Raw genomic sequence first — 12,118 nt, 5'->3', positions numbered from 1 at the left:
ATCGATTACTATTACTCCTCGTCGAGGAGGTCCTTCGCGACGTCGTAGGTGTACGTAAAGTCCGGCTCGAGTTCGTCGCCGCGGTAGTAGTCGACGAGGCGGCGGACCTTCGATTCCGTGTTCTGCAGGGCGCGCTTGTTCTGGTAGTCCTGCGGGTTCTGCTGGACGTGTTCGCGCAGGCGCACGGCGCGCTCCATCAGGTTGTACAGGTCCTCAGGAATGTCCGACGTGGCGTCGTTCTCCTCGAGGATTTCGGTGATCTTCTTCCCGGTCGCCAGCTTGACGTCGGGGATGGGCGTGCCGGTGACGCCTTCGTCACGCAGCTTCATCCCGATCTGACTGGGATCGTAGCCCTGCTCTGCCAGTTCGACGACGCGGTCTTCGATGTCGTCCGCGTCGACGTCGCTCCACTCCGGAGGTTCGTCTGCCGCCGGCTTGTCCGAACCGGACGAGCCGCGACGGCGGGTGTGCATTCGTGCCATTGTTCGAGGATAGGAACCGCACTGACCGCACGATGACGCGACAGTCGCCGATGTGGTCGGGCGACTGCCGGTGCACTTCCGCAATCCCAAGTCACCTCGAATAGCAGTCGGTGACGCAGTCAGATTTGCGGCCGTGCGCTTCCCACCGGGGCTTTCGCCGGGATGGACTAAAGCGTTTCTAGGTCAGCGCGCGCAGCGGGCCGTGCCAGTGATTGACTCCACGGCCTCGAGAATTTCGAGGGGTTTATCTATCCGTCCGAAATACTATGGAGTGCGAACGAGGGCTCGTAGATCAGAGGTAGATCACTCCCTTGGCATGGGAGAGGCCCCGGGTTCAAATCCCGGCGAGTCCACTCGAATTTCTCCGTCGTAATCAGGGTTCTACACCGCACGGTCTTCGTCGTGACGTGGCCTCAATCTACCCTGCACCTCGAGCAACCACCAACTTAAGCCGTCGACCGGCGGAACCTATTTACCCGAACTGTTCATTCCACGAATATATCGTATGAATCGACGGTCGTTTCTCACCTACGCGACCGCAGTCGGGACTCTCGGCGCGGCTAGCGGCTGTCTCGAGTCGCTGGCAGTCGTCGACGCGAGCGCCCTCGAGTCAGCGGGCGAGCAGCGCGGCCACTGGGTGCACGCCCACACCGAGCCCCGATTCGTGCAGGTCGCCAGCCACGGCGAAAAAACGTGGTCGAAGTCCTTCAAGACGGAAATTATCGGCCACCGTACCGACGGATCTCTCTTCGTCGGCACGGGGGACGCAGTCTATCGCTTCGACCCCGATAGTTCGGCTATCTAATCAATGACAGTGACTCGAGCGCGTTTCGACTCAGTGAACCGTTCAGACAGTTATTCGGTCGATATCGCGAGTGATAGTCGCTGTCAATGAACTGACTCGAGCCCCCACAAAGTACCCCTGAACAGATCAGGCAAAGGGCTACGCGGATCGACGGCACAGGTACGGACGACCTGCCCTCGGTTCGTTCCCGACCCTGTCGAGGGCAGGTCGAAGCGGAGTCACCGCTGAGCGATCCGTCCACTGGGGGCGCGAGCCGCGCGCAATACCCCCTTCCCTTTCCCGTGTTCGATGTCCGCACGCCACACGTCGGAGAGCGACCGCCGTCGGACGGCGCGAGTGCGTCAACTCTCGTTCTCCTCCTCCGTCTCGTTTTCTTGGGCGGTCGTTTCGTTGTCCGTTGCCGCGTCCGTGCCGTTTTCCACGATGCTGCTTTCGTTTTCGTCTTCCGTATCGTTTCGTTCCGTCGACGCCTCGCTCTCGGACTCGTTCTCGCCGGACGAGTTTTCCGTCGTCGGATCGTCTTCCGGCTCTTCGCCTTCCGGCTGGGCAGGTTCCTCCGGCGTTTCCTCGACGCCGGTGCTTTCGGGCTCGTTTTCGTCCTCCTCGGAACAGCCCGCGAGCGCAGTCATCGAGCCGGCCGTCGCCAGCCCGAACAGCCGGAGCGTCCGGCGCCGGCCAAGCGGCGACCGGTCCGTCTCGAGTGGCTCGTCGGTCATGTCGTAGTGACACTGGATTGGCGGGGATAGCCGCTGTGCTTGCGAGGGGCTCGAGACACGACGCCGATCGGGACGTGCGCTCAGAGCAGCAGCGAAACGACGGCCAGTACGAGGAACAGTATCACGAGCCACTTCGCGATGGCCATCGAGAAGCCGGCGACGCCGCCTGCACCGAGTGCGCCGGCGATGATCGCGATCACGAAGAACAGGAGTGCGAGTTCTAACATATCCGTTTAATCGGGCGGACAACTGATACCGATTCGGCCTGAACATGCCGCCGTAGTCGCGTGCAGCGGCTGTGACGAGTTCAGCCCGGGTGACCTCTCGACGGCGGCGACTGTCGTTCGCACGACGGAAACGGGTCGCAACGCGTCAGCGAGGTGCCGCCAGCGCTCGAGTAGCGATGCTCGAGACGGGCGTGTAGCTGATCGGCTACCCGACAGCGCGAACCGACGCACCGACCGAACTCGAGCGAGATGCCACCGGGAATTGCTGACGAGTACCACTGTTCGAGAACGACAGAAACGGACGGAAAAAGGGGAGACGAGCACGCGAGCGATGGGTGCCCGATCGAACGCGTCGCCCGCGGTCGGTACCGGTTCCGGAAAGCAGCCTATTCGTTGAGATGCGAGCGGTAGCCCTTCGGTTCGAAGCCCCGCCGACAGATGACGCGCTTTCGCCCGACCGTGATCGCGCTGATCTGGTTGTCGTCCTCCATGCGGTCGATGACGTCGGCGAGCCGGTCCTCGGACCAGCCGGTTTCCTCGCGCACGGTCGATTGATCGACGCGCCCGCCGCGCTTGACGAGCAACCGGAGAATCTTGTCCTCGTCCTGGAGGTCGCGCTCGTCGACGCCGTACTCGATTTCTTCGGCGTAACTCAGCGTTTCGTCCGCGGTTGATTCGTCGGTCGATGCCTCGTCCGTCGTCGTGGACTCGTTCGGTGTCTCGTCGGTCGATTCGGTCGACCAGAGCGACGAGAGGCGAGCCCGGAGTGTACTCAGTACCATGTGTCTACCCTCGATTGCCCGTACAGGAGCCTGAACACGCAGTTACATTGATCTTCTGTCTTCTCGGTTATATTTCTGCTGCCGGCAGGTGGTGACGCCCCGTCCACATCTCGAGGTGTCAGGCCCCGTTGCGAAGGTCGATTACCTTGCAAACTGCAAGGTCGCTATCTCCTCGATTGCCCGATAGATACCGGCAGCAACGCCGACGGTCACAGCCGATCCCGGACCCGTCTGACGATTTCGTCGACGTCGTACTCGTCCTCACTCTTATCGAAGATGACAGTATCGTCGACGCGGACGACGAAGACGCCGTTGGCGCCCGTCGCGAGCGTGACCGCATCGAGTTGCTCGCCGAACGTCGACAGCAGGGCGTGCTGGACGTCTTCCGCTCGTGACAAGAACCCACACGGAACGCAGTATTCGATCTCGACCGTCGACATGCGTGACTGTTCACCGTCGGCGTACATATCCCTCGGGGTTGCAGCGAACGACGTAGCGTCGCCGGCCGCGAGCGGCGCTTACTGGACGTGCTCCGGGACGCCGACCGACTCGGCGTAGCGGTCCGCGAGGTCCTCGAGCGTCTCGTGGTGGTTCGTCGAGTGAGGCGCGGTCAGCGGCGAGACGCTGATTCGGCCCTCGGCGACGGCGCGGCGGTCGGTACCCTCGGGGTCTGGGATTTCCTCGGGATCCATCGACTCCCAGACGCGGTCGTGGAGGTGGACGCGCTCGCCGTCGCGCTCGGCGTCCATCTCGTAGCGCTGGGAGGGCCGGGTGATCTCGACCGGCGCGGGCTCGCCTTCAGAGTCCGCGACCGGAACGTTGACGTTGAGATACGCCGCGTGCTCGAAGACGTCGGTCTCGAGGGCGTGTTCCACGAGGAAGGACGTGATGCGGGTCGCTTCGGCGTAGTCTGCCGGCTCGAGGTCGACCGCCTCGAGCGAGGCGCCGTCGCCGGGGGCGGGGACGTACATCGAGGTCGCGATCGCGGGCACGTCGAAGAAGGCGGCCTCGACGGCGGCGCTGATCGTTCCCGAGCGGCCCAGCACGTACTCGCCGAGGTTGGCGCCCTTGTTACAGCCCGCGACGACGATGTCGGGGTCAGGGCCGAGTTCGGCCAGGCCGGCGACGACGCAGTCCGAGGGGGTCCCGTGGAGCGCGTAACCCAACTCGTGCGTCTCGACGTCGACCTCGTGAGACATCGAGCGCCCGCAGGCGCTCTGGTCGGTCGCGGGAGCGACGACGGTCACGTTGCCGCGTTCCGAGAGGGCGTCGTACAGCGCCCGGATCCCGGTGCTGTGGATCCCGTCGTCGTTGGTCAGCAGGATCTCGAGGGCGTCGCTCATACCGGGTGGGTCGGAGGCCGGCGCGAAAAGCCCACCGTTTTGTGTGGTACGAACCCACGTCTGATCGATACGGATCGGCGTTCCTTTCGAATCGATCGACACCACCATGAAAGGGGCTGCCGGCGTCCGGGAAGACGAGCGACGGAGAGCCGAACGAAGTGAGGCGAACGTCGGAAGACGACCGAAGGGAGTCTTCCGGAATAAGCACGCGAGCGTAGCGAGCACGTAGCGAGCCCATCGACCGGATGCCGGCAGGGGGCTTTCGTAGTGTTCGTATCGAGTATCTACGATTTCGCGGAGCAGACCTCGAGAAAACGGGAGCAGACGTCAGGTAATTGGCCTTGTTGAAACCCTTAGTCGGTGACAGGTTCTAGAAGCCGTGCCGAATACAGAGGATAAGTTCGGTAAGTTGGCAATCTGGGAAACTACGCTTATGACGCTGTTTTTTCTGCTAGGGATACCGCACGTTACGATAGTGGAGATGGCGTCTCCATTCCGATATGCAATCAGTCGGCTTCCCAATCGAGTGGGAGAAAGTCCCTGTTCCTGTCGACGTACCGCTGACCGGCGGGTGACTGGAGGTACGAAATGAATGCACGCTCTCGCGAGTCCGGCTCTCCCCACGTATAACACGCGAGGTTGACCGTCGACGGATATCCCGTCTCGCTCACGCTGTAACGTGTGCCATCAACACTGAGGTTCAGGACGGGAGCATCGGAGACGGCGAACCCGACGGGGATTTCACCGAGGGCATCGTCCCGGGATTCTATCTTGTTGATCCGTGTAGCCTCTTTGCCGAAGCGTACGTCGACGCCCGTCTCGGGAACGCCGTCGAAAAACGTGTCTATGAGCCAACGCGGCGGACTGGCATCGGGACCAGCAATGACCCTGATTTCTCTGTCCGGACCGCCGACGGCCTGCCAGTTCGTTATCTCGCCCGCGTAGATGTCCCGCACTTCAGCCGCCCGCAGCGAGGTCACTCCTTCGTCAATGATCGAGGGGCTAACAATAAATGCACTTCCGGCGGTCGCAACCTGATGCTCGACGAACCGGTCTCCAATCGTGAGCGATTCGCTGATGGACCCGGCCGTCTCGTACCGAGTATCGCCGAGATCAACTCGTTCGGCGGCGAGGTCTTGGACCACGGATGGAGGATCAGAATGAGAGATGACGATCTGGACCGGTGGATTCGACCGCTTCCCGGTGGGATTCAGTCCTTCCCGTCGGCAGAAATAGTCAGCCAATCGGCCGTCAGAGTCGGTGTCGAGTTCTGCTACCCAACTTCTATCCGACAGTTTCGGATTTAGATTCCACGCGATAGCCGCTTCGTGCAACACGCGGTGCAGTTCCGACCCCGACTGGACATGCAGCGACGGGGTGGTCGTTTCGTTTCGCCTATCTGTCGCCGCCGTCCCCTCGGACGAAGGGGCATCAGGCGTTGACGATGAACTATCGTCGAAAATGGATGTGCAACCGGCGAGCGACCCGAGGAGGACGGTACTGGCAGCAAGTGTCTCCCGGCGAGAAGCGACGGGAAATGAGGAGGGACCCATCAAGTCACGCTATCACGCAGTGAGTGTAAACGTTACTCAGAACTCTATATACACCTCAGTAGGTGAGCTGTCGGACGTTGGTGGTAAATCGGATTCTATAATCCTTCCGCTTTGCCCCAAAATCGATAACTTCGGTGGTGTTGCTACCGCCCGATTCGTGAACTCGGTACAAAATACGCGCCTGTATTCAGCACGTACCATCTGTCATCGGCTAAGGGTTTCAACAGAGCTAGGTGATTCGGTCGACGACGGTCTCCTCGTCGACGACCAAGTTGTAGGCTTCCTCGTCGTCGTTCCAGAGCGCGAGGATCGACTCGAACGACAGCACGTCGCCGTAGTCGGCCTCGAGCAGCGGCCGGTTGAGCGCGGTTTCCTTCGTGAGGACGGCGTAGTGGTCGATCTGTTCGCTGCCGTCGCTGATCTTGAAGAGAGGATTCGAGCGGCCGCTGTGGCGCCCGTTGCCGTCGGCGTTGTCGCTCAGCGAGCGGCTCAGTTTGGCCGCGACGAGGTCGATGCGGTTGGTGACGTGGCGTTCCATCTCGGCCATCTTCGCCCAGTCGCTGGTCTCGAGGGCGACGTCGATCCGCCGCCGGCCGTCCAGCCGCAGCAGGGAATAAGAAAACTGGACGTCGACGTTGACGAACTCGCCGGGGGCGTGCTCGTCGTCGTGCTCGGGCGCCGCCTCGTCGAGTTTGCGCTGAAAGGACGGCACCTCGAGGTCCGGCCGAACGTCGAACGACCAGCCGCGATCGGCGGGACGCTCGTCGGGCCAGAGGCGGACGGCGGGCCCGTAGACGGTGACGGTGCCGCGGCGGTTGCGGACGCGGTCGGCGGCGTCGTTCGCGCCGCTCCCGTCCCCGGAGTCGCCGTCCTCGAGCCCCTCGAAGACCGCTCGATCCACCAGTCGCTCGTCCTCGAGCGCCCGTTCCACCTCGCGCAGTTGGACGCTCGTGTTCTTGTCCGCGGGCGCCATCGCGAGCGCGGCGCCGTCGGGGGCGAGCCACTCGAGGGCGTTCCGAAGCACCGCTTCGGGGTCCCCCAGTTCGCTCAGGACGTTGCAGGCGAGCACGAGGTCGAAGCCGTCGTCGGGAGCGGTGGGGTCGAAGCCGTCGTCACCGGCCACCGTTTCCGGATCGAATTCCTCGACCGTCGTCCGGTGGATCGTCGTGTGCACGTTTCGGCCCGTCTCCGCGAGCAGGTCCTCGAGCACGTCTGCGGCTGCGCTGGGTTCGATCGCGTGGTACTCGAGCAGCGCGTCGTCGGGCAGGTAGTCGCACAGGCCCAGCGCGGGGCCGCCGACGCCGGCGCCGATGTCCAGCACCCGAAAATCGCGGCCGAGCAGGCCGCGCTCGGCCAGATCGTTTAGCGCGTACTGGACGGCGGCGTAGTAGGCCGGCAGGTGGTAGATCGCGTATCCCGCCGCGACGTCCTCGTCGTACTCGACGTGGCGCCCCTCGAGGTAGCGCGATTTGAACCGGCGGATCGTCGACCGCAGGAGGTCCCCGGCCCCGTCCTCGTGCCAGTTGACGCCGTAGCGCTCGACGAGCAGGTCCTCGAGCGCCGTCTCGTAGTCGGCGGGGAACTCCCGAACCGGTCCGCGGCCGGGGGGAACGGGCTCGTCCTCGACGGGAACGAAGGTGCCGTCGTCGCGCTCGATCAGCCCGAGAGCCACTGCATCTTCGCGGAGGTGCTGGCGGACGACCGCCGGATGCGGATTCCCCGAGACGTACTCGCAGATCTCGTCGGGATCGATGGGCCGGACGTTGCGCAGGTACTTCGCGTTCGATCGGATCGCCTCCCGTTGGTCGCTCACGTGGAATCACCGCCGTTGTCGCTGGTCTCTCTCGTCTGCGCGTCCGCGTCGCCGTCGCGTCGGTCTCGATCCCGCGCCTGCCACGTCGCCGCTGCCTCCCGATAGAGGGATTCGAACTCGTCGGCATCGGCGGCGGCGATCGATTCGGCGGCCTCCGAAACTGCATCGGCGCCGTCGAAAGCGGTCTGAATGTCGGCGTAGACCCGCGGCGTCCCCTCGGTCATCTGTTCGGCCAGCGTCGCCAACCCCTCGTAGATCGGCGTCTCGAACCCCTCCGGAACGGGCTCCGCCGCGAGCGCGAACGACAACACCGCGGCGTGGGTCGCCGCCTGCACCGTCTCCATGGCCTCGTCGTGCTCGCTCGCCGTCGTCTCGATGAGTTCGTTTCCGCGCGCCTCGAGGCCGGCGAGCAACGCGTCGATCGTCGGCCCGCCCGCGTCGCGGACGACGGCGATCGAACCCGGCGCGCGTTCGGGGGCGAACAGCGGGTGCAGGCTCGCCCGCTCGAGGTCGGGCGCGTGCTCGGCCATCACCTCGAGCGCGGGTTCCATCACGCCCGAGACGTCGACGACGGCCCGCTCGGCGCGGCTCGCGTGGGTCGCGATCGCGTCGGTGACGTGGGCCATCGGCACGGCGAGACAGACGACATCGTAGTCGTCTCTCGCGTCCGAGCCGTCGGGCGCGAGCGGGGCGACCTCGGCCCCCTCGACGGCGTCGGCGGCCGCCGCTGCGGCGTCGGGATCGACGTCGGCGAACGCGACGGCGGCCTCGACCGCGCGTCCGAACCAGGTGCCCATCGATCCCGCGCCGACGATCAGTACGTCCATCGCCCGGTGCTACCGCCCGGGGTCGCAAAAGGCGTTCGATCGATTTCCTCGCCCGTCACGCGAGGTACCGTCCGGTTCGAATTCGACTACGAAGATGTGAGGTGTTAGCAGCCACCAAACCATAAGACCACCGTCCGCGTACTGGGGGTATGGGATCGACCGAACGACCGACATTTTCGTCCGACGCCAGCCGGCGACTCTACGAGTACGTCGAACGCCACGGCACCGTCGAGCGCCACAAGCTCCGGGAGTACGTCTCGCTGTCGTCCGACGAGTTCGGATCGCGCCTCGAGGAGTTGAAGGCGGACGGCTACCTCGAGGAGGACGGCGGGACGCTGCAGATCGGATTCGAGTTCGGCGCGGTCGAGACGTACGAGAGCGACGACCTCGCGTTCGCGATCCGGCCGGGGCGCCACGACGATTTCGACGGCCTCATCGAGACCATCCGGGACGTGACGGACACGGAGACCTACGTCGTCGCGGAGACGGTCGCCGAAGAACTCCTGTACGAGAACGCCGTCACCAGGCACAACGCCGTCCGTTCGCGGGTGTTCTTCGTCGCGACGGTCGAGGGCGACGTCGTCGGCTGGACCCACCTCGAGCTCCCGCAAGTCGAGCGCCGGCGGGGGACCGCCGAGCAGACCGTCGGCGTTCGCGAGGCCTACCGCGGGCGCGGCATCGGCAGCAAACTGCTCGAGCGCGGTATCGAGTGGGCTGACGCCAACGGCTACCGGAAGGTGTACAACAGCGTTCCCGTCACCAACGACCGCGCGCTCGAGTTCCTGACCGACCGCGGCTGGGACACCGAAGCGATCCGCCGGAATCACTACGCGATCGACGAGGAACTGGTCGACGAGGTGATGATGGCGCGCGAACTGTAGGCGCTCGTCGACCGCTGCTGCGGGCGGTTCTGGACGCCGGTGCTCGCTTGCCGCTCGGCTACTCGCCGATCGGATTCCGATTACGAAATACCTGCTTACTGTATGCGGTCGACGATAATAAGATCTGGAGTCAGTCTCCAATTATGATAGGCTTTCCGTAGCTACATGTGCGTATCCCGAGTGATGAGTACGTATGTCGAGCGACCTCGACGACGTCGACCGGGGGATCCTCTTTCTCCTGCAGGACGATGCCAGAAACACGACCGCGATCGAGATGGCCGAGCGACTCGACGTCTCGCCCAGTACCGTCCGGAACCGAATCGAACGGCTCGAGGAGACCGGCGTCCTCACCGGCTACTGGCCCCAGGTCGATTATACGCGGCTCGATATTCCGCTGTTGACCACGTTCGTCGTGACCGCAGCCCCGACGCGGCGACACGAGGCCGTCGAGTCGCTCCTCGAGGTCGAGGGGGTCCTCGAGGTTCAGGAGTTGCTCGGCGGGCGGGAGAACATCCACATCAAAGTCCTCGCGCGGGACACCTGCCACCTCTCGGAGATCACGCAGGCGATCCACGAGTTAGACGTCGAGATCGAGCGGACGGAGATCACGAAACGGAGGATGCGGTCCCCGTCGATCTTCGAAACCGCGCTCGAGTCGGCTCGCCGCGAGGGGGACAGTTGAGCCGTGAACCGTCGTTATACCATACGGCACCGTTCAGTTATTTTCGGACGTTCGTCGTCGATCGTTTCGATTTCCGCAGCCGTCGACGGTGCTGGTTCCGCGATCCACAACCCATCTCTTTGCTGCAAAACAACACCTATACCCGGGATCGGAGTACCGTGCGATATGTCGGCACCTCATTCGCAGGCGATCCGTCATCGCATCGGGAGTAGCGGCGACCGATCGGCCGATTCAGTTGCAGTTCAGAGCCGTCGGTACCGTCGATCCGTCAGATCGCTCGCGGCGTTCCTCGCCGAATGCGCGGTATCGGCGGCGACGGACCGCCCCGCACACCGAGCGGCGGCCTCGGAACCGTCTCTCGAGCCCGCGGTGGACGAATGACCGACGACGGCGACGGGCGAGACGGTCCCGACTGCAGTCCGTCGCCCGACGGCGATCGGCAGGCGCGGATCGACGAACTCCTCGCCGCACTCGCCGATGTCCGTCGGCGGTACGTGCTCTACTATCTACGTAACGAGCACCAGGCGTCGCTCACCGAGACGGCCCGCCAGGTGGCGGCGTGGGACTGCGATCGGTCGCCGAGCGCCGTCCGAGACGAGACCCTCGAGGGCGTCGAGATCGAGCTGTACCACGTCCATCTGCCGATGCTGGAGGAGGCGGACGTCCTCGAGTACGACGAACGGTCCGAACAGCTCGTGTTTCGCGATCCGCCGTCGCTCGTCGAGTGCTGTCTCGACCAGTGTCTCGACGGCGACCTCGAGGAGTAACTGTAAGTGGCCAGTCTGCCGGCTGGCCGAGGCCGAATCCGCCCGTCCGAAGTGGCGGCAACGCTCCCGACCTGTGCTGAGATACTTCCCGCGTCGGGTCCGAGTGTTCCACATGACCCGAATCGGTATTGTCGGCGCCGGCGCGGCCGCTGCGGCCGCGGCGTACGCCCTCGAGGAGACCCTGCCCGACGCGACGGTGACGGTGCTCGAGAAGTCCGGCGGCGTCTGCGGCCGCGCGGCGACGAGACGCCGAGACGGCGTCGTCTACGACTACGGCGCGAACTACGTCAAGGACGACGACGAGCGCGTCACCGACCTGCTGACGGAGACCCTCGAGACGGACGGGTTAGTCGATATCACCGAGCCGATCTGGACGTTCGACCGCGGCGGCGACGTCTCGGAGGGGCGCGACGCCGACGAGCACAAGTGGACCTACCGCGCAGGCCTGACCCAGATCGCGAAGCGACTGTTCGCGCGGACGGACGTCGACGTCCACCGCGAGACGCGCGTCGAACGGCTGGTTCGGGATGCTGGCGGAGCTGTGAACGGCGGGGAATCGGCGGGCTGGCGCCTCGAGGACGACGACGGCGACGAGTGGGGTCCCTTCGACGCCCTCCTGCTGAATCCGCCGGCGCCCCAGACCGCCGACCTCCTGCGGTCGGCCGAGTGGGACGCCGACGACGGACTCCGCGAGACGCTCGTCGACGCTATCGACGACGTCCCCTACCGGACGATCTGGACCGCCGCGCTCCACTACCCGTTCGAACTCGAGCGGCCCTACTACGCGCTGGTCAACACGGACAAAGCGCACGAAGTGGGTTGGATCGCCCGCGAGGAGTGCAAGCCGGACCACGTCCCCGGCGGCGAGTCGCTGCTGATCGTCCAGGCCAACCACGAGTGGTCGGTCGAACACTACGACGACCCGCCCGCGGAGAACTGCGAGGAACTCGCCCGGATCGCCGCGGCCCTGCTCGGGGACGACCGGCTGGCCGACCCCGACTGGACCGATCACCAGGGCTGGCGCTACGCGCTGCCCGAGGCCGGCGCTCAGACCGGCCCGCTCCGGAGCGCGGAGGCCGAGGGGCTGTACTGCATCGGCGACTGGGTCGCCGGCGAAGGACGACTCCACGCCGCGCTCCGAAGCGGCCTCGAGGTCGGCGAGCGGATCGCGCTCGAGTGAGTCGCAGTAGCGCCGTCGCCACCCGGGTCGAATTCGGGTCAACGTTCCGCTCGAGTCGGG

The 12,118-nt window shown here is 64.8% G+C and carries 14 protein-coding genes and 1 tRNA gene; 6 read left to right on the top strand and 9 right to left on the bottom strand.

Features of this window, described 5'->3' with window-relative positions; genetic code table 11:
• Nucleotides 1-11: 11 nt before the first annotated feature.
• Complete coding sequence (locus tag HALXA_RS10615; protein WP_049895286.1) at nt 12-482, bottom strand: 30S ribosomal protein S15; 471 nt, start codon at nt 480-482, stop codon at nt 12-14.
• Between the two features lie 281 nt (nt 483-763).
• Between HALXA_RS10615 and HALXA_RS10610 the strand changes: the two genes are divergently transcribed.
• Nucleotides 764-835, top strand: a tRNA-Ala gene (locus HALXA_RS10610).
• A 152-nt stretch (nt 836-987) separates the two neighbouring features.
• Nucleotides 988-1,287, top strand: coding sequence for a twin-arginine translocation signal domain-containing protein (locus HALXA_RS10605; protein ID WP_013880351.1), 300 nt, complete (start codon nt 988-990; stop codon nt 1,285-1,287).
• 341 nt (nt 1,288-1,628) lie between these two features.
• Here the strand turns inward: HALXA_RS10605 and HALXA_RS10600 are convergent, their stop codons facing one another.
• The 8 genes from HALXA_RS10600 to HALXA_RS10570 all read right to left on the bottom strand — a co-directional run bounded on the left by HALXA_RS10600 (nt 1,629) and on the right by HALXA_RS10570 (nt 8,548).
• Complete coding sequence (locus HALXA_RS10600) at nt 1,629-2,003, bottom strand: hypothetical protein (protein ID WP_013880350.1); 375 nt, start codon at nt 2,001-2,003, stop codon at nt 1,629-1,631.
• 80 nt (nt 2,004-2,083) lie between these two features.
• Nucleotides 2,084-2,230, bottom strand: a complete 147-nt coding sequence (locus HALXA_RS21055) for a DUF1328 family protein (RefSeq protein ID WP_013880349.1) — start codon at nt 2,228-2,230, stop codon at nt 2,084-2,086.
• Between the two features lie 386 nt (nt 2,231-2,616).
• Nucleotides 2,617-3,012 (bottom strand): helix-turn-helix transcriptional regulator, encoded by a 396-nt coding sequence (locus tag HALXA_RS10595; RefSeq protein WP_013880348.1) that lies wholly within the window; start codon nt 3,010-3,012, stop codon nt 2,617-2,619.
• Between the two features lie 209 nt (nt 3,013-3,221).
• Nucleotides 3,222-3,452, bottom strand: coding sequence for a SelT/SelW/SelH family protein (locus tag HALXA_RS10590; protein WP_049895448.1), 231 nt, complete (start codon nt 3,450-3,452; stop codon nt 3,222-3,224).
• A 78-nt stretch (nt 3,453-3,530) separates the two neighbouring features.
• The gene (surE, locus tag HALXA_RS10585; protein ID WP_013880346.1) at nt 3,531-4,355 is read right to left on the bottom strand and encodes a 5'/3'-nucleotidase SurE; all 825 of its coding nucleotides are present in this window, start codon (nt 4,353-4,355) and stop codon (nt 3,531-3,533) included.
• 506 nt (nt 4,356-4,861) lie between these two features.
• Nucleotides 4,862-5,500: a substrate-binding domain-containing protein gene (locus HALXA_RS22085; protein ID WP_049895285.1), complete on the bottom strand. Its 639-nt coding sequence runs from the start codon at nt 5,498-5,500 to the stop codon at nt 4,862-4,864.
• Nucleotides 5,501-6,137: 637 nt separating this feature from the next.
• Complete coding sequence (locus HALXA_RS10575; protein ID WP_013880344.1) at nt 6,138-7,721, bottom strand: small ribosomal subunit Rsm22 family protein; 1,584 nt, start codon at nt 7,719-7,721, stop codon at nt 6,138-6,140.
• The gene (locus HALXA_RS10570) at nt 7,718-8,548 is read right to left on the bottom strand and encodes an NAD(P)-binding domain-containing protein (RefSeq protein ID WP_013880343.1); all 831 of its coding nucleotides are present in this window, start codon (nt 8,546-8,548) and stop codon (nt 7,718-7,720) included. Before HALXA_RS10570 ends, HALXA_RS10575 begins: the two co-directional genes overlap by 4 nt.
• Before the next feature lie 149 nt (nt 8,549-8,697).
• Between HALXA_RS10570 and HALXA_RS10565 the strand changes: the two genes are divergently transcribed.
• The 4 genes from HALXA_RS10565 (at nt 8,698) to HALXA_RS10550 (ending at nt 12,058) form a co-directional block, all read left to right on the top strand.
• Nucleotides 8,698-9,429: a GNAT family N-acetyltransferase gene (locus tag HALXA_RS10565; RefSeq protein WP_013880342.1), complete on the top strand. Its 732-nt coding sequence runs from the start codon at nt 8,698-8,700 to the stop codon at nt 9,427-9,429.
• 193 nt (nt 9,430-9,622) lie between these two features.
• A complete protein-coding gene (locus tag HALXA_RS10560; RefSeq protein ID WP_013880341.1) occupies nt 9,623-10,111 on the top strand; it encodes an Lrp/AsnC family transcriptional regulator in 489 nt (162 codons plus the stop codon).
• A gap of 377 nt (nt 10,112-10,488) precedes the next feature.
• The gene (locus tag HALXA_RS10555) at nt 10,489-10,878 is read left to right on the top strand and encodes a DUF7344 domain-containing protein (protein WP_013880340.1); all 390 of its coding nucleotides are present in this window, start codon (nt 10,489-10,491) and stop codon (nt 10,876-10,878) included.
• Between the two features lie 112 nt (nt 10,879-10,990).
• Complete coding sequence (locus HALXA_RS10550) at nt 10,991-12,058, top strand: NAD(P)/FAD-dependent oxidoreductase (protein ID WP_013880339.1); 1,068 nt, start codon at nt 10,991-10,993, stop codon at nt 12,056-12,058.
• The last annotated feature ends 60 nt before the right edge of the window (nt 12,059-12,118 follow it).

Source organism: Halopiger xanaduensis SH-6 (genome assembly GCF_000217715.1).
GTDB lineage: Archaea > Halobacteriota > Halobacteria > Halobacteriales > Natrialbaceae > Halopiger > Halopiger xanaduensis.
This window is presented reverse-complemented; position numbering and strand designations above follow the sequence as displayed.

Excerpts from the sequence above, each read along its gene's own strand:
- HALXA_RS10615 (WP_049895286.1), bottom strand. The coding sequence starts at position 482 with ATGGCACGAATGCACACCCGCCGTCGCGGCTCGTCCGGTTCGGACAAG.
- HALXA_RS10605 (WP_013880351.1), top strand. The coding sequence starts at position 988 with ATGAATCGACGGTCGTTTCTCACCTACGCGACCGCAGTCGGGACTCTC.
- HALXA_RS10600 (WP_013880350.1), bottom strand. The coding sequence starts at position 2,003 with ATGACCGACGAGCCACTCGAGACGGACCGGTCGCCGCTTGGCCGGCGC.
- HALXA_RS21055 (WP_013880349.1), bottom strand. The coding sequence starts at position 2,230 with ATGTTAGAACTCGCACTCCTGTTCTTCGTGATCGCGATCATCGCCGGC.
- HALXA_RS10595 (WP_013880348.1), bottom strand. The coding sequence starts at position 3,012 with ATGGTACTGAGTACACTCCGGGCTCGCCTCTCGTCGCTCTGGTCGACC.
- HALXA_RS10590 (WP_049895448.1), bottom strand. The coding sequence starts at position 3,452 with ATGTCGACGGTCGAGATCGAATACTGCGTTCCGTGTGGGTTCTTGTCA.
- surE (WP_013880346.1), bottom strand. The coding sequence starts at position 4,355 with ATGAGCGACGCCCTCGAGATCCTGCTGACCAACGACGACGGGATCCAC.
- HALXA_RS10570 (WP_013880343.1), bottom strand. The coding sequence starts at position 8,548 with ATGGACGTACTGATCGTCGGCGCGGGATCGATGGGCACCTGGTTCGGA.
- HALXA_RS10565 (WP_013880342.1), top strand. The coding sequence starts at position 8,698 with ATGGGATCGACCGAACGACCGACATTTTCGTCCGACGCCAGCCGGCGA.
- HALXA_RS10560 (WP_013880341.1), top strand. The coding sequence starts at position 9,623 with ATGTCGAGCGACCTCGACGACGTCGACCGGGGGATCCTCTTTCTCCTG.
- HALXA_RS10555 (WP_013880340.1), top strand. The coding sequence starts at position 10,489 with ATGACCGACGACGGCGACGGGCGAGACGGTCCCGACTGCAGTCCGTCG.
- HALXA_RS10550 (WP_013880339.1), top strand. The coding sequence starts at position 10,991 with ATGACCCGAATCGGTATTGTCGGCGCCGGCGCGGCCGCTGCGGCCGCG.